Genomic DNA, 19,303 nt, shown 5'->3' on the forward strand with positions numbered 1-19,303 from the left:
TGTAACTTTCCCTGGAGGGAATGTGGATAATATAAAAGAGGAGAAAAAACCATGAAAAAGAGATTGACGAAGATCGCAGCCGTGACAATGGCCGTGGGGATGGCTATGGCATCCCTGGCAGGCTGCGGGTCGTCTGATGCGGCTGCATCAGATACGACTAAGACGGTACAGGCGGCTGCAGGGAATAGTGCGGAAACGGCAGATATCCAGGAACAGCAGGCAGAAACAAGAATCCCCAAATATATCTTTTTGTTTATCGGAGACGGTATGAGCTATCCTCAGATACAGTCTGCCGCATATTATATGGGAACCACAGGGAGTTCAGGAGGAGTGGAGACAGACGAACTGTCCTTTATGGACTTCCCGGTTGCAGGTTCCGCACAGACCTTTGACAGTACCTCGTTCTGTCCCGATTCCGCTTCAACGGCAACTTCGATTGCCACGGGAAATAAGACGTACAGCGGCGTCATCAATATGGATACTTCGCTGACTGTTCCCTATGAGACAATGGCAGAAAAGCTGAAGGAGCAGATGGGATATAAAATCGGCATTCTTTCTACCGTGAACTTGAATCATGCGACTCCTGCCGCATTTTACGCTCATCAGGATTCCAGGAACAACTATTATGAGATTGGCCGGGAACTCATCGACAGCGGATTTGATTATTTTGCCGGCGGCGCTTTATTAAAGGATACAGGCGCCGACAAGGATGAGATCAGCATTTATGATCTGGCAGAGGAAGCCGGATATAAAGTGATCAAGACAGAAGCGGAGGCTCAGGCGCTGACCGGTGAAGACGGAAAAGCGATCATCATTGCAGAACAGCTGGCAGATGCGGATTCCATGAATTACCAGGTAGACGTAAAGGACGATCAGATGGTCCTGGCCGACTATGTGGAAAAGGGAATTGAAGTCCTTAGCAACGACAATGGGTTTTTTATGATGGTTGAAGGCGGAAAGATCGACTGGGCCTGTCATGCCAATGATGCCGGATCCAGCATCGGGGATGTGACCGCTTTGGACGCGGCGGTGGAGAAGGCCCTTGACTTCTACACGGAACATCCTGATGAGACGCTGATTCTGGTAACAGGCGACCATGAGACAGGCGGACTGACCATCGGATTCGCAGGTACAAACTATGATACCTACATGACAAATCTGAGCAATCAGAAGATTTCTTATGCAAGATTTGATGAAGAGTATGTCGCAAAATATAAAGAAGAGAAGACAGATTTTGATACAGTCCTCGGCGATGTGAAGGAACTGTTTGGTCTGATGAAAGCCGATGATCCCGATGCTTCAGAGGACTCTGCCCTATTGCTTACAGATTATGAGCTTCAGAGACTGGAGACGGCATACAACAGGACTCTGGAAGTGGGCGCCGCGAAACAGGACGAGATGAGCCAGGAAGAATATGTTCTTTACGGTACCTATGAGCCATTCTCGGTGACGATCACTCATATCCTCAATAATAAGTCCGGCATCGCGTTTACCTCTTATTCACATACGGGACTTCCCGTGCCGGTATTTGCTCAGGGCGCAGGCAGCGAACTGTTTGAAGGATATTACGACAATACGGATATTTATAATAAGATCGCATCCCTCACGGGAATCGAGTGAAGCAGTACACGGAGGAATGAATGAGGCGTAAGATTTGGGACCAAATGCCGCTTTTTATTGGAATCGTACTCCTGATCATCCTCGCAGCCCTTCCCACGGGCTATGAGGATGCCGTAATCTATAAGGGTACAGACAGATGTGCAGCGACTGTGGTGTCGGTGGACAACAGTACGATCATCGACACGGGGCTGATACGTTCCGGGGAACAGAGGTGTATCATAGAGCTGGACGGCGGACGCTTTAAAGGGCAGGAGACTGTTGGCATCAATATGCTGACAGGTTCCCTGGAACAAGACAAGATCTTCCAGAAAGGCGACAGGGCCATGGTAGTCATCAGCTACAAGAATGACACAATCCTGTCCGTCAATATGATCGACATTTACCGGATGGACAAAGAGCTGTGGCTGGGAATTGCCTTTGCGCTTCTCCTGGTCTGTTTCGCAGGGAGGAAAGGTTTCCAGGCCCTCCTGTCTTTTGGAATTACCATTCTTTCCATATGGAAGATTATTGTGCCGGCCTGCCTGAACGGGATGAATGCTATCCTCATCAGCCTTTTAATCGTCAGCATCCTGACGGCAGTGATCTTTGCTCTGGTGTATGGGTTTGACAGACGGTTTCTGACGGCTGTCTGCGGTTCTCTTTTGGGAATTGCGGCCACCTGTATCCTGGGGATACTCCTGACGAATGTGTTTCAGATACACGGGGCGGTCATGCCTTACTCAGAAAGCCTGATATACAGCGGATTTGAAAATCTGAATCTGACCCAGATATTTATGAGCAGTATCTTTATCGGGGCCTCCGGAGCTGTGATGGATCTGGCGGTGGATATCACCTCGGCCATTCACGAAGTCGTAGAAAAACGGCCGGACATCTCCAGGCGGGAGGCCGTGAGATCGGGTATCCATGTGGGCCGTGCCGCCATGGGGACCATGACCACTACGCTTCTTCTTGCGTATTCCGGAGGATATCTGACGCTCCTTATGGTGTTCATGGCCCAGGGGACCCCCGTCTATAATATCCTGAACTATAAGCATATAGCCTCGGAGGTCCTGCATACTGTTGTAGGAAGCATTGGGCTGGTTACAGTCGCTCCGTTTACGGCTATGGTAGGAGGGATGATGCTGACCCGGAAAAAACATAAATAAAATCGGCATCAGAAGAAAGAGACAGCCCGCGGCGTACTGCCGCGGGCTGTCTCTTCGTGCAGGGAGACTATTTGGAAGACTCTTTTTTATTTTCAGCCTGTCCGTCTTCTTTTGCTGTTTTCTCCGGCATATTTTCCGGTCCCAAAGAATCTCGGTTTCGCATCTGCTTGGTGATCAGCAGAAATGCGTACAGGAGTATCGGGACGGCGACCGTGGCATACAGGGAAGCGCTCAGCCAGGATTTGGCCTGAGAGCTGTCCGCTATGGAAAAGATCAAAGTGATGATATAAATGCCGGCCAGCAGGGCCGCGCATATAATACAGACTATCTGTTTGAGTTTCTTCATGGAGATTTACCTCTTTCGTCTGTGACTGAGTCAGGTGTGTTTTAACTATTATATCCTGGTTCCGGTCAGAAAGCAAATATTACACATTGGAAAAAGTGTAGTATTTTGTGCGACACCGGATGAGGTCTGTATCTGGGAATGGGAAAAGAAAAATTTTATAATGTAATTATAATTGGCGAAAAAGACAGAAAAGATAACTAAAGGTGCGGAAGAAAATGGAATGGATAGGGGATGGTAGGAAAGTGAATATTTGGGAGATGATTCTCACCTCCGCAGGTCTTTCTCTGGATGTATACGCGGTCGCAATCTGCAAAGGGGCAGTAGTAGGACAGATTGATAAAAAAAAGCTGGTTCAGATGTGCATGATCTTTTCCGCGTGGCAGGTAGGTGCGCTTCTGACCGGAAATCTGTTCATGCTGGTTCCGGCATTTGCAGAGCAGTCCCGGCACATCACCATGGTCTGGTATGGGATTGCCGCGGCCATACTTCTGGGGGTCGGAATCTATATGCTTCAGAAGGGGATTCGGAAAGAGCCTATTTTTGAACAGCTGGAGGCCTGGGGGAGCACGAAGGAGATGTGTCTGCTGGGACTTGCCACCAGTGTAGATGCGTTTCTGACGGGTGTCGGGTTCGCATTCATGGAGACGGGTCTTGCGGAGGAAACTCTTACAGTGGGGATTCTGACTGCGGCGGCTGTAGTATTGGGCATTTACACCGGATACCGTCTGGGATATGAGCAGAAATACAAGGCACATTTCATTGGCGGCCTTTTGCTCGCACTGGTCAGTATGGAAATTTTTATCAGTTATCTTTTGCAGGGCTGAAAAATATTTTCAGTACAGATAAACAGAAAGGAAAAAGAAGATATGAGCACATTATCGCATAAAGCTGCGAGGGCCGGTTTTGGATCAGCCATTGACGCGGCACTAAAGCACGTAAATAAGGATAGGGAAAAAGGATTGCTGCAGCTGGTGGATCTGGCGGAGAAATTCATGGGAGGGCAATTCCTTCCTGAGTCCTACGAAGGGGCCAGGAGGATGATTCAGAATCCGGAATCCAAGTGGATGCAGTATGTCAACCGGTTGTTGGACGAGATCGACCCCAACGTCATTAAGATGTCGGCTCTTAACCTGGGGTTTGAAGCCGCTTTTCATGGGACAAAAACTATTCGGCAGATGAGGGAGATTCATGGATGCAGCATCCCGTGGCTGATTCTGATGGATCCCACCAGCGCATGCAATCTCCGCTGTACCGGCTGCTGGGCCGCAGAATATGGACATAAGCTGAACCTGACCTATGAAGAGATGGACAGTATCATCACACAAGGCAAAGAATTGGGTATTTATTTCTATATGCTGACCGGCGGAGAACCTCTGATGAGAAAGAATGACATTATCAGGCTTTGCAGAAAGCATCATGACTGTGCTTTCCATGCGTTTACCAATGGGACGCTGGTAAATGAGACTTTTTGCAAAGAAATGAAGGAGGTCGGAAATCTCTCTCTTTCCATCAGTCTGGAAGGGTTTGAAGAGATCAATGACCTTCGGAGAGGAGACGGCGTATTCGGCCGGGTCATGGAGGCCATGGATATCCTGAAGCGGAACGGACAGCTGTTCGGCACGTCCATCTGCTATACCAGCAGAAATGTGGAGACGGTAACTTCTGATGAATTTTTGGATATGATCATAGAAAAGGGATGCCGCTTTTCCTGGTATTTTCATTATATGCCGGTTGGAAATGAGGCGGCGCCGGAGCTTTTGCCCACAAAAGAACAGCGGACTTATATGTACCACAGAATCCGTGAGATTCGGGGGAATATCGGGGGCAAGCAGATATATGCCATGGACTTTCAGAATGACGGTGAGTTTGTGGGAGGCTGTATCGCCGGAGGCAGGAATTACTGTCATATCAACCCCAACGGTGACGTGGAGCCGTGCGTGTTCATCCATTATTCCGGTGCGAATATTCGGGAGACCACGCTCTTAGAGGCTTTGAAGCAGCCGCTTTTTATGGCCTACCGGAATAACCAGCCTTTCAACGGAAATCATCTGCGCCCCTGCCCCATGCTTGAGAATCCGGAGATCCTGGAGCGGATGGTGCGGGAGACGGGGGCACATTCCACAGATCTTCAGTCAGAAGAGCCGGTGGAACATCTCTGCGGAAAATGCAGGGAATATGCCGAGGAATGGAAGCCGGAAGCTGAGGCGCTCTGGGAGAGACATCACTTTGAACAAAAGGGGTACTGTAATTATAAAAATTAATAGGGGGAAGAAAATAGGACAGATACTTTATGCCGGAGAGAATTTATGCTATAATATATGGGATGAAGCAGACAATACCGGTCCGGCACTGCACAGAACGGAGACTGACCGGGCCGCTTTGCGGCTGGTGAAAGGGCGGTTGACATGGAACGGAAAAGAGAAGCGACGAGAATCCTCTTGGAGGAAGGGCTGAAAGAGCTTATGAAGACTCGTTCCTTTGACAAGATCACGGTAAAAATGATCACAGATGAGGCAGGGGTCCTCCGTCCCACATTTTATAATTATTACCGTGACAAGTATGAGCTTTTAGAGGGCGTGTTTCAGGGCGATATCGCCGGGCGGATGGAAGAGCTGGTTCAGGACGGCATGGAAGAAGACGCTATCCGGGTGCTCTTTCTCCGAATGGAGCGGGACAGAGCTTTTTACAAAAAGGCGTTTGAGATCACCGGTCAGAATTCCTTTGAGGAGATTCTGGAGCAGTACTTGTATCATATATTCATGGAATGTCTGTCAAAATATCCCCTTAAGATTCAGCCGGGCATAAAGATTTGGAAAGAGGAGGTCATCGCCAAATATTATTCCATAAGCCTTGCCAGCGTGATAAAGGGATGGATCACGGAGGACAGGATGGAGATGTCCGCGGATGAGATCACCAAAGGGTATTATCTGCTGCTCACCCATTCAATATTTGACTTGATAGACAAAAAGGAGCGCTTATGAAAGCTTTGATTCTTTCATGCAATACAGGGCAGGGACACAATACCGCCGGGAGGGCGGTAAAGGAAGAGCTGTGCCGGAGAGGCATTGAATGTCAGATGCTGGACGCTCTTAGGTTCGCAAAGCCGAAGACTTCCAGGCGGACTACAAAAGTTTACGTGACTACCACTACTTCATTTCCGAGTGCTTTTGGGCTGGCGTATAAAGCGGGCGGCGTCATCAGCTCTGCCAGACGCAAGTCGCCGGTTTATTTTGCAAACACTTTTTACGGAAAGGTTTTGTATTACTATATCAAAAAAGAAGGCTTTGACTGCGTTGTTCTTCCTCACCTGTTTCCGGCTGAGGCGATAACTTATATTAAGAAGCATTATCCGCTTAAGGCATCCTGCTTTGCGGTGGCCACGGATTATACCTGTATTCCATTCATGGAGGAGACAGACGCGGAGGCATATTTCATTCCCAGCGACGAGCTGATTTCTGAGTTTGCTGACAGAGGGATACCCAGAGAAAAACTGGTGCCCACCGGAATTCCGGTTTTTCGGAAATTTACGGACAGGCGGGATAAAATGGAGACGAGACTCGGCCTGGGCTTGGGAACGGAAGGGCCGGTAGTGCTGATCATGACGGGAAGCATGGGCTTCGGAAATGTTTCCGGAATGGTCGAACGAATCGGCAGGGGCCTTCCGGAAGACGGCAGGATCATCGTACTCGGCGGAAACAATGAAAAGCTGAAGGGAAGACTGAGAAGGGACTTCAGGGGAAATAAAAAGGTCATAGTGCTGGACTATACGAAGCAGGCAGATCTGTATATGGATATGTGCGACGTGTTGGTGACAAAGCCGGGCGGTCTCACCAGCACCGAGGCGGCTGCGAAAGGGATACCGATGGTACATTCGGAGCCGATACCCGGCTGCGAAACGAAAAACGCGGATTTCTTTTCCAGACATGGGATGTCAGTGCTGGGAAAGAATGAGAAAGAAGTGGGGAAGTGGGTTCTGGAACTTTTGAAGAATGAAGCGGCCAGAAGAAATATGACAGAGGCGCAGAAGCACTATATCAATGCGAAGGCCGCTTCTGATATCTGCGACTATATGGAAGCATATTGCCGCGGCAGATAAGGCGGTGACAGAATGAGTCGGGGTTTATTGGAAAGCTTGTTGTTTATGGCTGCGGGATACATGGCGGGAAGCGTACTGTTCGGGTATCTTCTGCCAAAGTACCGGAAGAATATGGACATCGATCAGCTGAGCGAGGATCACAATCCGGGGACGGCCAATGTGATGAAATACGCGGGGCTTCCCTTGGGAATCCTCTGTCTTGTCCTGGACATCGGAAAGGGGTATCTTCCCTTGATGTGGGCAGGAAGGTTCATGGCTCCGGTCAGTCTCTGGTTTGCGGGAGTCATGGTTGCGCCGGTCCTCGGGCATGCATTTCCGTTCTGGCGCAACATGCGGGGCGGAAAGGCAATAGCGGTCAGCTTCGGCGTGCTCCTGGGTGTACAGCGGTACAGCCATAGTGTCTGGCTGCTGGCGCTGATCTATCTGTTCTTGTCTCTGATTGTGGTCATACGGCCCAACGAACGGCGGAGCGTCTATACCTTCTTGCTGTTTGGTATGGTTTCAGCCATTGCGCTGCTTTGCGGCAGTCTGCCGGGAATCTGCGTGGGCAATATCCTGATAGCAGCCGTGGTGGTATATAAAAACTGGGAAGGAGCCGCTTTCGGCAGTGAAGAGACCAGAAGGATAAAACGCCGCCTGAAACAGGCGGGGGAATAAGGGGGGATTTTCCTCCCTTTTATTCTTTTATTATACTTTTGATAACTGTACAGGAGGATTGGATGTATAAAATCGCGATCATTGAGGACAACGATAATATCCGTTTGGAACTGGCCGCTTATTTTGAACAGCATGATTATGAAACGGCCTGTTTCGGAGAAAAACGGCCTTATTCGGAGGAGCGGTGTATTTCGGAGGCGGAAGCGTGGGAAAATGCTGCGTCCCGGATGGCGGCAGAAATCTTGGCGGAAGGACCGGATATGATTCTCCTGGACATTAATCTGAATGTAACAGATGGTTTTGCCCTCTGCCGGAATATCAGAAAGGAATCGGAGGTTCCCATCATTTTTGTCACCGGAAGAGAAGGGGAACGGGATGAGTTGAAAGGAATCCGCCTGGGCGGTGATGATTTTATCCGAAAGCCTTACAGCCTTCCGGTTCTTCTGGCCAGGGTCGGCCGTATGCTGGAAAGGAACCGGGCGGGAGCAGGGGAGATACGGGTGGGAGAAGCGACGCTCAGCCTGGTCATGGGGCAGCTGACCTGCGGTGAGATCTGTCTGGAGCTTTCACCTAAGGAACTCCGAATGCTTTATTTTTTATGCCTGAATCAGGGGAAGGTGGTATCAAGGGATTCTTTGATGGAATATCTCTGGGATAACAAGATGTATGTGGATGAGAACATTTTGAATGTAAATCTGTCCCGGCTGAGGAAGCGGCTGGCCGACGCAGGGCTTTCTGACCTTGTGCAGACGGTCCCGAGGAAGGGATACAAAGTGGAGGCGGCGGAAAAATGACGGATTTCATGACTTACTGTATTGAAAAGGCCATGATGCTGGTGGGAAATCTGCTTTTGGCGGTGATTCTGTCCGTTTATCTGATACTGCTCGGAAACCAGCCGGGAAACATCCTGCTGATCGACCTTATCTGGATCTTGGTTCTTTTGACAGTCGTTCTGTTCGGATACTGGAAATGGAAAAAGAGACAGAAGGAGGCTTTTGAGAAACTTGAGAGTCTGGACCGGAAATACCTGATCGCAGAGATTTTGGAAGAGCCGGATGAGATGGGGGGAAGGATGTATCATCAGATCCTTAAGAGCGCCTGTAAATCCATGGCCGATGAGATTCATGCAGCAAGAGAGACCACGGCGGCCTATAAGGAGTATATTGAAGAGTGGATCCATGAGATAAAGACGCCGATCACAGCTATAGATCTGATCTGTAAAAATCATGAGACCGGGGAAACAGGACGGATCCGGGAAGAGCTGAGGAATGTAGACGGCCTGGTGGAACAGGTGCTTTATTATGCCCGGAGTGAGAACGTGGAAAAGGATTATTTTATCAGAGAACTGCCGCTGTCTGACGTGGTGAATCCGGCTGTCCGTTCCCAGCGGACTGCAATCCAGGAAAAGGGGATCCGCCTTATTGCAGAGGAGCTGCCGGAGACGGTCTGGACCGATGAGAAATGGATGACTTTTATTTTGAATCAACTCCTTTCAAATGCAGTGAAATATGCGGATAAAAAGGATTCCTGGATTTCTCTGCGTGGGGAGAAAACCGACGGCAGTGTGCGGCTTTATGTGGAGGACAATGGGTGCGGGATAAGTCAAAAGGATCTTCCGAGAGTATTTGAAAAGGGATTTACCGGAGGAGCCAGGGGTAATCAGAAAGCCACCGGGATGGGACTTTATCTCAGCAAAAAGCTGTGCGGGCGCCTGGGGCTGTCGCTGGAAATCGATTCAGTCCAGGGAAACTATACAAGAGCAGTCATTGGCTTCCCTGTGGGTGATTATGTGGATCCGGCCAGAAGGCCGTAGAAAATATTACAAAACTGTAAGTAAACAAAAGAAGCAATGCCTGTTATAGTGTACGTAGAGAAGAAGACCGGAAAGGAGAACGGCACATGGAAGCATTGCTGAAGATTTCAAACGTAGAAAAATATTACGGCTCAAAAGCCTATATGACAAAAGCCCTGGACAATGTATCTTTTCAGGTGGAAAAGGGGGAGTTCCTGGGTATCATGGGGGCATCGGGAAGCGGAAAGACAACCCTTTTAAACTGTATATCCACTATTGACAGTGTGACTGCGGGACATATCCATCTGAGAGACAGGGACATCACAGAACTCCGTGACAGAGAGCTGGCAAGATTTCGTATGGAGAACTTGGGCTTTGTGTTTCAGGATTTTAATCTGCTGGACACTTTGACTATTGAGGAGAATATCGCGCTGGCTCCGCTCGTCAGCGGAAAAGAAGAGGACGTCGGCAGTCATGTAAAGGAAATCGCAAAACGGCTTGGAATCGAGGATATCCTGAAAAAGTTTCCTTATGAAGTGTCGGGAGGGCAGAAGCAGCGATGCGCCTGTGCACGGGCGCTGATCGGAAGGCCGTCTCTTGTCCTGGCTGATGAGCCGACGGGAGCTTTGGATTCGAAAGCTGCAGGGATGCTCCTTGAAAGCTTCACCGATATGAACCGGAATATGGATGCGACCATTCTGATGGTGACTCATGATCTGTTTTCCGCCAGTTACTGCAGCCGGATCTTATTTCTGCAGGACGGAAAGATATTCAATGAGATCTGGAGGGGAGGACGGACCAGAAAAGAATTTTTTGGCGAGATCATGGATGTGGTGACCTTCCTGGGAGGTGAAGCCGATGCTGGGTAAAGTGGCTTTCCGCAATGCCAGGCGGTCTGCAAAGGACTACGGAATCTATATGGTCACGGTGACTATCGCCTTTGCCCTGATATACGCATATAATATGCTGATCTACTCCGATGACATTAAAGAGTTAAGCTCGTCCATGGACAGTATGACCATAGCGATCATCATGGTGTCGGCCATAGTGGTCCTGGCAGTGGGCTGGCTGGTCTCCTATATGACGAAGTTCATGCTGCAAAAAAGGAGCAGGGAGCTGGGGACGTATATGATGCTTGGAATCTCTAACCGTACCATCGCCCGGATGTTTCTGCTGGAACAGGTTTTTATGGGAGTCGTAGCCGCGCTCTGCGGCATCCTTCTGGGCAGCTTTTTATATCAGATACTGGTCTCTGTGATTATGAATATCTTCCATTCCCATTATGAGATCCGGCTGGCATTTTCTGTACAGGCTCTTGTCCTGACCGGGATATATATTGCGCTCATTTATCTGTTTGCCTTGTTTTTTACCAGAAGGCGTCTGAAAAAGATGAAGATCTGCGACCTCTTGTATGCAGAAAAAAAGAATGAAAATACTGCGATCGGGAAGACAAGAGGGCATTGGATCCTGCTGATAGCTTCTGCTGCCGTGGGATTCTTCGGATGCTTCAAACTTTACGAGGGATTTCAGAATGCGGAAGAAGAGATAGGGAACGCTCTTCTGATAGGGACTGCCTGTCTTATAGTGTGCCTGTATGGCTGCTATATCTTTCTTTCTGCTTTTCTCTCCAGACTGTTTTTAAAGAAGGAGAAAAGGAAATATAAAAAGGATAATATGTTCCTGTTCCGGAATCTGACAGCCAAGATGAATACCATGAGTATAACACTGGGAACACTGGCCATGCTGATTACTCTCACCCTGGTGGCTTCTCAGGTGGCTCTTTTGTTCAATGGATTTTTTGAGTCGCAGGCGGCCATTTCTACCGGGTTTGACGTGCTGATTTCCGCCAATGTGGAGGATGAGGAGAAAAAAGATTTTGATTTTTCCGATTATGAAGCATATCTGGAAGAGAACCTGGGGATTCAAAGGAAGCTCAAATATTCTCTGTATGTGAGCGGAAACAGGACGGTATGGAACTGGATAGAAGAACACTCGTCCAAACTGGCTGTAGACTGGTTTGATTCGGACCCGGTGATTGCCTATAGTGATTATCAGGCTCTTCGGGAAATCCAGGGTTATGAACCGGTCTTTCTGGAAAAGGATTCTTATTTGATTTCTTCACTGGGAAATATCAGTGAATGTATCGGATCTCAGAAGATACCGTTGGAAATCAATGGAAGGAGACTGAGCATGCAGGAATGCCGACTGGAGAATTTTGCCCAGAACGGCATCAATGGTTATTATTATTTTCTGGTAGTTCCCGACGACGTAGCTCTTGGACTTGCGGTGGAAAAGAAGAGCCTTGCGGTGGATACGGCACGGGAAACGACGGAGCAGGACTATGAGAACCTGGACAGTATTAGAAGCAAGACGGTCAAAAAGATTGAGTCAATAGACGAAAATGGTGAAATATATGAATCGGAAGTCTTGATGAGAGACGCCTGGATAGAAGTGAAGGGAAAGACATTGAATGAAAAATATTCGTTTTTTACAGTATTTTCTTTTGCTCTGTTTTATCTGTCCCTGATCTTCAGCTGTGTGGTGGCTACTATTTTGGTGGTCCAACAGCTAAGCGAAGCGTCCAGATATAAGTTCCGGTATCGGGTGCTCTCCAACCTGGGTATGACGAAAAGCCGGATGGAACGCCTGATATTTAAACAGATGGTCTTCTATTTTGGTGCGCCCCTGATTCTTCCGGTGTTCTTAAGCGCGTTTATTACATTCTGTGTCAATGAACTATGCCGGATGTTTGTGGGAATGGCGCTGTTCCTGCCCTCTGTGCTGGGCGCTCTTTGCCTGTTCCTCCTGGTGTATCTGCTGTATTTTGCCGCGGCCTATATCAGTTATCGGAAAAGTGTGTTAGAATAAGAGACAGAATAGGAAAAGAAAGGCTCCCGGTGTGCCGGCGCCGGAAATAAGGAGGACAGCATGGTACAGAAGAGAATCCCGCTCACGGGCATCAGAAATGCGAGGGACTTAGGCGGTCACAGGACAAAGGACGGACGTCTGTTAAGAGAGCACAGGCTGATTCGCAGCGGTGCCCTGACCCGCGCCACAAAAGAAGATATCCGGATTCTGACAGAGGAATACGGCGTGCATACCATCGTGGACTTTCGGACGTTGACTGAATATGAAAGTGAACCGGATCCAGAGATTCCCGGCGTGCGTATGATACATGACCCGATCCTAAAGAAGCTGGAGGGCGGCCTCACCAGGCAGACGGACAGCATGCCGGAGTATGGGAGACCGGTAGAAATGATGATGTGGCTGGCAGAAAGACTGGGAGGAAAGGCTCTGGATTATATGACTTCCCTGTATCCGGTCCTGGTGACGGATGAACATTGTGTGACTCATTATAAAAGCTTTTTTGAACTGCTTCTTTCCAACGAGGAGGGGGCGGTCCTGTGGCACTGTACGGCCGGAAAGGACCGGGCAGGCACAGGTGCGGCCCTGGTCTTGTGCGCCTTGGGCGTGGAAGAGGAGGTCATTATAGAAAATTATCTTTACACCAACGACTGCCTTGAGGAAGAGACCGAAGGCCTTTTGGAAGAAGCGCGGACTTTGGGCGCCGAAGCCGGCATGTTGGAGGAAATCCGTATCCTGAATTCAGTGGACCGGAGATATCTGGAAAAGGAATTTGAGACCATGAAAACGGTTTATGGTTCTATGGAAGCATTTCTGGAGGGACCATTGGGGCTGACAAAGGAGAAGCTGGCAAGGCTTCAGGAGCTATATCTGGAGCCTTGAATGGATACGGGGGAGGTCTTTTCATCAAGAGGAGACTTTTGGAGCTGGAGGGAAATTTATGATATTTGCAGGCAGCCACATTTCTTCTGCCAAGGGCTATGCGGCAATGGGAAAACAGATAGAAAAGCTGGGAGGCGATACTTTCGCCTTTTTTACGAGAAATCCCAGAGGAGGAAAAGCAAAGGATATAAAACAGGAGGATGTGAAGGAATTCCTGGAGATATCGGCCGTATTGAAATTTGGTCCTCTGGTGGCGCACGCACCTTATACTCTAAATGCATGTGCGGCCAAAGAAAACCTGAGGGATTTTGCAAGGGACGTCATGAAGGACGATCTAAAACGTCTGGAGTATACGCCGGGGAATTACTATAATTTTCATCCGGGATGCCATGTGGGACAGGGGACAGAAAAGGGGATCGAACAGATTGCTGAAATCTTAAATGAGATCATCACCCCGGATCAGCATACGATAGTGCTCCTGGAGACTATGGCGGGAAAGGGAAGCGAGGTTGGCGGCCGATTCGAGGAGCTGCGCGGAATCCTGGACAGGGTGGCCCTTTCGGAAAAGGTCGGAGTATGCCTGGATACCTGCCATGTATGGGATGCCGGCTATGATATTGTGAATGATCTGGACGGCGTTCTCGGGGAATTTGACCGTGTGATCGGCCTGGAGAGGTTGAAAGCTCTTCATACCAACGACAGCCAGAATCCGAGAGGGAGCCATAAGGACCGTCACGCCACGCTGGGAAACGGCACCATAGGCAGGGATGCTTTTGTCCGTCTGGTGAACCATCCGGCCGTACAGGGACTGCCCTGTATCATGGAAACTCCCAATGACGAGGCGGGATGGACAGAAGAGATTGCTTTTATGAAGCATGCCTGCAGACAGTAAGGGTGAAGCAGAGCATCAGAACAGGAGGTGCGGCGGTGAAAGAGGAGACGAGTTCCAACTATGAGAAGCTGAGTGAACAGTGGCGGAGAGATTTTTTGGGGTGGGACCAGGAGGCGTTATGCCGGAAGCTGGGGATCAAAGATTATGATGAGGACAGCATCAGGCTGTCCTATTTTGGCATACGCTGCAGGATTGACAGGAAGACGGGGCTTATAAGCCGTCCCGGCGAGCCTGAGTACGTACCATCCTTCAATACGCAGATGGCAATCTATCATTTGCTGTACTATTCGTCAGAACATCCGTATAATTCGGGGGAGTGGGTGAATTTCCGGGAGGTGAAAAATGCCGGTGTATTTGAAAAGGCGTTTGAAAAAATGGTGCTTCGTCCTTTTGCGGAAGCGTTCGCCGGAAGAACGGAAGCATTTGAGGAAGCGGGGAGGAGACTGGGATTTGCCCCGATTCCGTATGGAGACGCAGGATTTGAAGTGCCCGCGTTTTCTTGTATTCCTATCCGGGTGATGTTCTGGGACGGCGATGAGGAATTTCCGGCGAAGGTCACACTGCTTTTTGACAGGAACATCACACAGTTCACCCATCCGGAGACAGTGGTGCTCCTGGCGGAGGAGTGTATGGGGTTTTTTCTAAAGATGTTGTGAATTTCATCAGCCGATGGTAAGATAGAAAAAGATTGGCAAGTACCATCTCGAAGGAAAAAGACAATATGGAGAAAAAAGGAGTAGTGAGATGAAGCAGTCTTTTGCAGAACAGATTAAAGGGAACGATCCTCTGATCGAAAAACCCAAAAATGTGATTCAGGGTACCATATCGGGATATCCGGTCAACGTCGTGTTCGGAGTGAACGGCGGCGCATTCTGGCGTATCGTGGTGGATGCGAAGCAGGGACAGAATCCTCCCGGTTATCTGATGGACGGTTTTCTGGCGGAGATGCGTTCCGGCGTGAAAAAGGTAACGAAGGCATCCTATGACGGAAAGCGGATTGAGATACTTATGAGGTCTTCCGGAAAAGCCGGCCTTCAGATACGGGATATACTGGACCACATTGCGGCGTATCTTACACAGAACGGCTATGTGCCCTGCTGCGGCTGCTGCGGAGAAGAAGTGCCTGTGACGCTTTCCAGCATAAACGGCTGTATGGATTTTATGTGTGATGGCTGCTATGGCGGGCTCTGCAATAATCTGGAAATCAACAAACAGCAGATGAAAGAACGGAAAGGCAATATCGTGACTGGGATCGTAGGAGCCTTACTGGGAGCTCTGCTGGGAGGCGTGCTCTGGGTCATCATCTATCAGCTGGGATACATAGCCGGGATCGCGGGCCTGGTGGCGGCGGTTTGTGCCTTGAAAGGATATGAGAAGTTTGGCGGAAAGATCAATGTGGCCGGCGTCGTGGTCTCACTGGCAATCGTGGCAGTTGTGATCTATTTTGCCCAGAACGTGGGTCTGGCGCTGGAAATCTACAGGGAATTCAAGGAATATGACATCACCTTTTTTGACGCGTACCGTTCCATTCCGGAGTTTATGACATATCCGGAGATCAGCGGCATGTTTTATAAAGACCTGATCGTCGGCTATGGCCTGACCGCCATTGCCAGCTTTGCCACGGTCCGCAGCATGTTCCAGAACAGCACGGGAAACTATAAGACAGGGCGGTATTGAAACTGCCGTATCAAAAAAGAGCGTATCGGAACAGATTCCGGACGCTCTTTTTACAATAAGGAAAAATCAGCAGTCTCCGGGCGGGAGCGCCGGGCCGTCATAGCAGGCGATGCCTTTGTCAGCCAGGAAACTTCGCCATTCCGGAGACAGGGCTTTGTCGGTGACAATGCCGCTGATCGGTTCAAACCCGCTGATCTTTACAAATGAGGCGTAATTGAACTTGGAATGGTCAGCGATGAGATAAGACTTGTTCGCACGGTTCAGGATGACCCGGCGCAGTTGGGCAAGCTCCTCATAGGAATCAGTGACGCCGTGTTCCATGGAAAGAGAGCGGCAGGAGAGAAAAGCCTTGTCCACATGATAAGAGGAAAGGGCGTTCAGAGTACCGGCTCCCATGAAGGAATTGGTGTCGGAATCGAAGGAGCCGCCGACCGCGATCAGATGGATACTGCTTTGACTGCTCAGCCGGTTGATGATGGCCAGGGAATTGGTCACCACAGTGATGCGGAACTGCATCAGGCTTTCTGCGACGAAGAGAGCGGTCGTGGAATTGTCCAGATAGATGGAATCGCCGTGGCGGACCAGCTTGCGGCAGGATTCCGCGATGATGGTCTTACTGTCCACATAGGCATCCATCCGGACTGTAAAATCCACTTCATTCTGAACGCCGTCCTGAATGAAGGCGCCGCCATATGTTCGGGAGAGCACTCCCTCGCTTTCCAGAATCTTAAGATCACGGCGGATGGTTTCTTCTGTGACCTCAAATTTTTTTGCCAGGGCAGGCACCGTGACACTTTTCTTTTCCTGTATCTGGGCTTTGATCAAGTTCCTTCTGGTAACTGCGAGCATAAGACCCTCCTTCATTTATATTACGGAAAGTGGTTTTTCTTAACTATATCGTAAAAACACACAAAAAACAATATTTTTTGTGCAAATCAAATTAAAAACAATAAAATACAAATAAAAAATAGTATAAAATATTGACAAAAACAACATAAAAACATAAAATTATATTATAAACAGTAGCGTTGATCTTTGTATATCAACGCTGAAGAGAGGGGACGGTGAAATGAGCGAAAATGAGAGTACCCTGATGTCGGACCGAGAGGCGAAGGAAGCAATCGTGGAAATCGGCAGAAGGATATATAATAAGGGGTTTGTAGCGTCCAATGACGGGAATATCAGCGTCAAGGTGGGAGAAAATGAACTTTGGGCCACACCCACAGGTGTCTCCAAAGGATTTATGACGCCGGAGATGCTGGTCAAGCTGGATATGGACGGGACGGTTCTGGAGGGGGACTGCAGGCCTTCCTGCGAAATCAAGATGCATCTGAGAGTCTTCCGTGAGAACCCGTCTGTGGCCGCGGTCGTCCATGCTCATCCGATGATGGCCACAGCGTATGCCATCGCGGGCAGGCCGCTTGACAGGCCGATCATCACGGAGGGTGTCCTGCAGCTGGGCGTAGTCCCGCTGGCGCCTTACGCGACGCCGAGCACAGAAGAGGTGCCGGATTCCATTGCGCCGTACTGCAAAGACTACAATGCCGTTCTTTTGGCGAATCACGGTGCTTTGACCTGGGGAAAGGATATTCTGGAAGCCTGGAGGCGGATGGAATCGGTGGAATATTACGCGTCCATTATGATGATCACGGAAAAGGTATTGGGAGAGAGCCGGGAGCTGACGAAGGAACAGATCGAGCGGCTTGTGGCGATCAGAGAATCCATGGGTATCATGACGGGAGGAGTACCGTCGGGAACATGATAAAGGAGGAGAAGTTCTTATGGCAAATTATTTAGTTGGCTGCGATGTGGGGACAAGCGGAACGAAAGCGGTAGTGATCGACGAGGAGGGTAACATCCTGGGTACTCACTCTATCGGGTATAAGCTGGTGACGGCAAGGCCGGGGTGGGCTGAGCAGGATCCGGAGGACTACTGGAACGCGGTGGCGGATACCATTCAGGCATCCATAAAACAGGCCGGGGTCGATCCGAAGGAAATACGCGGCGTGGGCATCAGCGCCCTGGCTCCGGCATGTATCCTGGTGGATAAGGATCTGAAGCCGCTGCAGATGGGGCATATCTGGATGGATAGAAGAGGGACCAGGGAGACTGCCTGGGTCAAGGAGCATATCGGGGAAGAACGGGTAAGAAAGCTGAGCGGGAATCCCATCGATCCCTATTATGCGGCCATAAAGATGATGTGGGAAAAAAATAACCGGCCGGAGCTTTACAAGAAAACCTATAAGCTCCAGACGGCGGCAGATTACCCGGTCATGAAGCTGACGGGAAAGGCGGTCACCGACTATTCCAATGCAAGCCTGATCGGCATTGGATACGATATCATCAATAAGCGCTGGGATGAAAAGACCATGGATGAGATCGGGCTGGATATTGAAAAACTGCCGGATTCTTATGCCTGTGATGAGATCATAGGAGAGGTGACAAAGGAAGCTGCAGAGCGGACGGGTCTGGCGGCCGGGACACCGGTCATTGCCGGTACGACCGACGCTACGGCGGCCTGGGTAGCCGGCGGCGCAATTGAGGACGGAGATATGTCTCTGGCCATGGGGACTGCGGGCTGCATGGGATTTGTACATAATGAGCCGCGGTTTACTCCTAACATGATCACGATTCCCCATACGGTGAAGTCTAAGACCACCTATACGACTTGCGTGGCCATCTGTGCCTGCAGTTCGGTGATGCGCTACTTTAAGGACACCTTTGGCGCCGAAGAAGTGAAAGAGGCGGAGGAAAAAGGGCTGGATGTATACCAGATGCTCAGCGATAAAGCGGAGAAGACTCCGGTAGGAGCCGACGGTCTGATCACGCTCCCCTATTTCATGGGGGAAAGGACTCCCATCTGGGATCCGCTCGCGAGGGCAGACGTATTCGGAATGTCCCTCTCCCATACGAAGGAACACCTTCTGAGGTCTTTTATGGAGGGTGCGGTGATGGCGCTCCGCCATAACTATGAGCTTGTAAAGGCCAGCGGATGCAAGATGACGCCTCCCCTTGTACTCTGTGAGGGAGGAGCAAAGAGCCCATTCTGGAGGCAGATGGTCAGCGATGTGATTGGTGTGCCCACCAGCTACATGAAGGAGGCGAAGGGAGCGCCCTTTGGAGATGCGATTTCCGCCGGCGTGGGTACGGGCGTATTTAAGGATTATCAGGTAGCGAAGGATTGGGCGAAGGTCGGTGCGTCCCATACGCCCAATATGGAGAACAAAGCCGTTTATGATAAGATGTTTCCGCTGTATCTGAAGCTGTATGAGCAGCTCAAGGGGTGCTATACGGATCTTGCGGATATCACCGGATATAAATAAAAAGGAGG

19 protein-coding genes are annotated in these 19,303 nt (G+C 49.8%); 17 read left to right on the plus strand and 2 right to left on the minus strand.

Annotated features, from left to right (window positions below; all coding sequences use genetic code 11):
• Window positions 1–51: 51 nt before the first annotated feature.
• Both LQE92_RS12310 and LQE92_RS12315 read left to right on the plus strand, forming a co-directional pair.
• A complete protein-coding gene (locus LQE92_RS12310) occupies window positions 52–1,620 on the plus strand; it encodes an alkaline phosphatase (protein WP_231063253.1) in 1,569 nt (522 codons plus the stop codon).
• 20 nt (window positions 1,621–1,640) lie between these two features.
• Complete coding sequence (locus LQE92_RS12315; protein ID WP_231063254.1) at window positions 1,641–2,765, plus strand: YibE/F family protein; 1,125 nt, start codon at window positions 1,641–1,643, stop codon at window positions 2,763–2,765.
• Window positions 2,766–2,832: 67 nt separating this feature from the next.
• On the opposite strand, the gene LQE92_RS12320 is transcribed toward LQE92_RS12315, so the two are convergent.
• The gene (locus tag LQE92_RS12320; RefSeq protein WP_231063255.1) at window positions 2,833–3,111 is read right to left on the minus strand and encodes a hypothetical protein; all 279 of its coding nucleotides are present in this window, start codon (window positions 3,109–3,111) and stop codon (window positions 2,833–2,835) included.
• Window positions 3,112–3,326: 215 nt separating this feature from the next.
• Between LQE92_RS12320 and LQE92_RS12325 the strand changes: the two genes are divergently transcribed.
• From LQE92_RS12325 to LQE92_RS12385, 13 genes are all read left to right on the plus strand, one after another.
• Complete coding sequence (locus tag LQE92_RS12325) at window positions 3,327–3,935, plus strand: manganese efflux pump MntP (protein ID WP_231063256.1); 609 nt, start codon at window positions 3,327–3,329, stop codon at window positions 3,933–3,935.
• A 42-nt stretch (window positions 3,936–3,977) separates the two neighbouring features.
• Window positions 3,978–5,372: a radical SAM protein gene (locus tag LQE92_RS12330; RefSeq protein WP_231063257.1), complete on the plus strand. Its 1,395-nt coding sequence runs from the start codon at window positions 3,978–3,980 to the stop codon at window positions 5,370–5,372.
• Window positions 5,373–5,516: 144 nt separating this feature from the next.
• A complete protein-coding gene (locus tag LQE92_RS12335; protein WP_231063258.1) occupies window positions 5,517–6,092 on the plus strand; it encodes a TetR/AcrR family transcriptional regulator C-terminal domain-containing protein in 576 nt (191 codons plus the stop codon).
• On the plus strand, window positions 6,089–7,207 hold the full coding sequence (locus LQE92_RS12340) for an MGDG synthase family glycosyltransferase (RefSeq protein WP_231063259.1): 1,119 nt from the start codon (window positions 6,089–6,091) through the stop codon (window positions 7,205–7,207). The genes LQE92_RS12335 and LQE92_RS12340 overlap by 4 nt, the downstream gene beginning before the upstream one ends.
• Before the next feature lie 12 nt (window positions 7,208–7,219).
• Window positions 7,220–7,864, plus strand: coding sequence for a glycerol-3-phosphate acyltransferase (locus tag LQE92_RS12345; protein ID WP_231063260.1), 645 nt, complete (start codon window positions 7,220–7,222; stop codon window positions 7,862–7,864).
• Between the two features lie 62 nt (window positions 7,865–7,926).
• Window positions 7,927–8,658, plus strand: a complete 732-nt coding sequence (locus LQE92_RS12350; RefSeq protein WP_231063261.1) for a response regulator transcription factor — start codon at window positions 7,927–7,929, stop codon at window positions 8,656–8,658.
• Window positions 8,655–9,677, plus strand: a complete 1,023-nt coding sequence (locus tag LQE92_RS12355; RefSeq protein WP_231063262.1) for a sensor histidine kinase — start codon at window positions 8,655–8,657, stop codon at window positions 9,675–9,677. Before LQE92_RS12350 ends, LQE92_RS12355 begins: the two co-directional genes overlap by 4 nt.
• Window positions 9,678–9,763: 86 nt before the next feature.
• Window positions 9,764–10,525 (plus strand): ABC transporter ATP-binding protein, encoded by a 762-nt coding sequence (locus LQE92_RS12360; protein WP_231063263.1) that lies wholly within the window; start codon window positions 9,764–9,766, stop codon window positions 10,523–10,525.
• Entirely contained in the window at window positions 10,515–12,524 is a 2,010-nt protein-coding gene (locus LQE92_RS12365; RefSeq protein ID WP_231063264.1) for an ABC transporter permease, read from the plus strand. The genes LQE92_RS12360 and LQE92_RS12365 overlap by 11 nt, the downstream gene beginning before the upstream one ends.
• A gap of 60 nt (window positions 12,525–12,584) precedes the next feature.
• Window positions 12,585–13,403, plus strand: a complete 819-nt coding sequence (locus tag LQE92_RS12370) for a tyrosine-protein phosphatase (RefSeq protein WP_231063265.1) — start codon at window positions 12,585–12,587, stop codon at window positions 13,401–13,403.
• A 58-nt stretch (window positions 13,404–13,461) separates the two neighbouring features.
• A complete protein-coding gene (locus LQE92_RS12375; protein WP_231063266.1) occupies window positions 13,462–14,295 on the plus strand; it encodes a deoxyribonuclease IV in 834 nt (277 codons plus the stop codon).
• 35 nt (window positions 14,296–14,330) lie between these two features.
• Window positions 14,331–14,951 carry a DUF3786 domain-containing protein gene (locus tag LQE92_RS12380; RefSeq protein WP_231063267.1) on the plus strand — a complete coding sequence of 207 codons (621 nt, stop codon included), beginning with the start codon at window positions 14,331–14,333 and terminating at the stop codon, window positions 14,949–14,951.
• An 88-nt stretch (window positions 14,952–15,039) separates the two neighbouring features.
• Window positions 15,040–15,972: a hypothetical protein gene (locus tag LQE92_RS12385; protein ID WP_231063268.1), complete on the plus strand. Its 933-nt coding sequence runs from the start codon at window positions 15,040–15,042 to the stop codon at window positions 15,970–15,972.
• Between the two features lie 66 nt (window positions 15,973–16,038).
• On the opposite strand, the gene LQE92_RS12390 is transcribed toward LQE92_RS12385, so the two are convergent.
• The gene (locus LQE92_RS12390) at window positions 16,039–16,821 is read right to left on the minus strand and encodes a DeoR/GlpR family DNA-binding transcription regulator (protein WP_231063269.1); all 783 of its coding nucleotides are present in this window, start codon (window positions 16,819–16,821) and stop codon (window positions 16,039–16,041) included.
• 220 nt (window positions 16,822–17,041) lie between these two features.
• On the opposite strand from LQE92_RS12390, the gene LQE92_RS12395 reads away from it, so the two are divergent.
• Entirely contained in the window at window positions 17,042–17,734 is a 693-nt protein-coding gene (locus LQE92_RS12395) for a class II aldolase/adducin family protein (RefSeq protein ID WP_331001298.1), read from the plus strand.
• A gap of 19 nt (window positions 17,735–17,753) precedes the next feature.
• Window positions 17,754–19,295 (plus strand): FGGY-family carbohydrate kinase, encoded by a 1,542-nt coding sequence (locus tag LQE92_RS12400; RefSeq protein ID WP_231063270.1) that lies wholly within the window; start codon window positions 17,754–17,756, stop codon window positions 19,293–19,295.
• Window positions 19,296–19,303: the final 8 nt, after the last annotated feature.

The organism is Lientehia hominis, assembly GCF_021044755.1.
GTDB lineage: Bacteria > Bacillota > Clostridia > Lachnospirales > Lachnospiraceae > Lientehia > Lientehia hominis.

Coding starts and splice junctions, on each gene's coding strand:
- LQE92_RS12310 (WP_231063253.1), top strand. CDS start 52: ATGAAAAAGAGATTGACGAAGATCGCAGCCGTGACAATGGCCGTGGGG.
- LQE92_RS12325 (WP_231063256.1), top strand. CDS start 3,327: ATGGAATGGATAGGGGATGGTAGGAAAGTGAATATTTGGGAGATGATT.
- LQE92_RS12400 (WP_231063270.1), top strand. CDS start 17,754: ATGGCAAATTATTTAGTTGGCTGCGATGTGGGGACAAGCGGAACGAAA.
- LQE92_RS12395 (WP_331001298.1), top strand. CDS start 17,042: ATGAGCGAAAATGAGAGTACCCTGATGTCGGACCGAGAGGCGAAGGAA.
- LQE92_RS12355 (WP_231063262.1), top strand. CDS start 8,655: ATGACGGATTTCATGACTTACTGTATTGAAAAGGCCATGATGCTGGTG.
- LQE92_RS12360 (WP_231063263.1), top strand. CDS start 9,764: ATGGAAGCATTGCTGAAGATTTCAAACGTAGAAAAATATTACGGCTCA.
- LQE92_RS12370 (WP_231063265.1), top strand. CDS start 12,585: ATGGTACAGAAGAGAATCCCGCTCACGGGCATCAGAAATGCGAGGGAC.
- LQE92_RS12335 (WP_231063258.1), top strand. CDS start 5,517: ATGGAACGGAAAAGAGAAGCGACGAGAATCCTCTTGGAGGAAGGGCTG.
- LQE92_RS12390 (WP_231063269.1), bottom strand. CDS start 16,821: ATGCTCGCAGTTACCAGAAGGAACTTGATCAAAGCCCAGATACAGGAA.
- LQE92_RS12340 (WP_231063259.1), top strand. CDS start 6,089: ATGAAAGCTTTGATTCTTTCATGCAATACAGGGCAGGGACACAATACC.
- LQE92_RS12315 (WP_231063254.1), top strand. CDS start 1,641: ATGAGGCGTAAGATTTGGGACCAAATGCCGCTTTTTATTGGAATCGTA.
- LQE92_RS12320 (WP_231063255.1), bottom strand. CDS start 3,111: ATGAAGAAACTCAAACAGATAGTCTGTATTATATGCGCGGCCCTGCTG.
- LQE92_RS12365 (WP_231063264.1), top strand. CDS start 10,515: ATGCTGGGTAAAGTGGCTTTCCGCAATGCCAGGCGGTCTGCAAAGGAC.
- LQE92_RS12345 (WP_231063260.1), top strand. CDS start 7,220: ATGAGTCGGGGTTTATTGGAAAGCTTGTTGTTTATGGCTGCGGGATAC.
- LQE92_RS12375 (WP_231063266.1), top strand. CDS start 13,462: ATGATATTTGCAGGCAGCCACATTTCTTCTGCCAAGGGCTATGCGGCA.
- LQE92_RS12330 (WP_231063257.1), top strand. CDS start 3,978: ATGAGCACATTATCGCATAAAGCTGCGAGGGCCGGTTTTGGATCAGCC.
- LQE92_RS12350 (WP_231063261.1), top strand. CDS start 7,927: ATGTATAAAATCGCGATCATTGAGGACAACGATAATATCCGTTTGGAA.
- LQE92_RS12385 (WP_231063268.1), top strand. CDS start 15,040: ATGAAGCAGTCTTTTGCAGAACAGATTAAAGGGAACGATCCTCTGATC.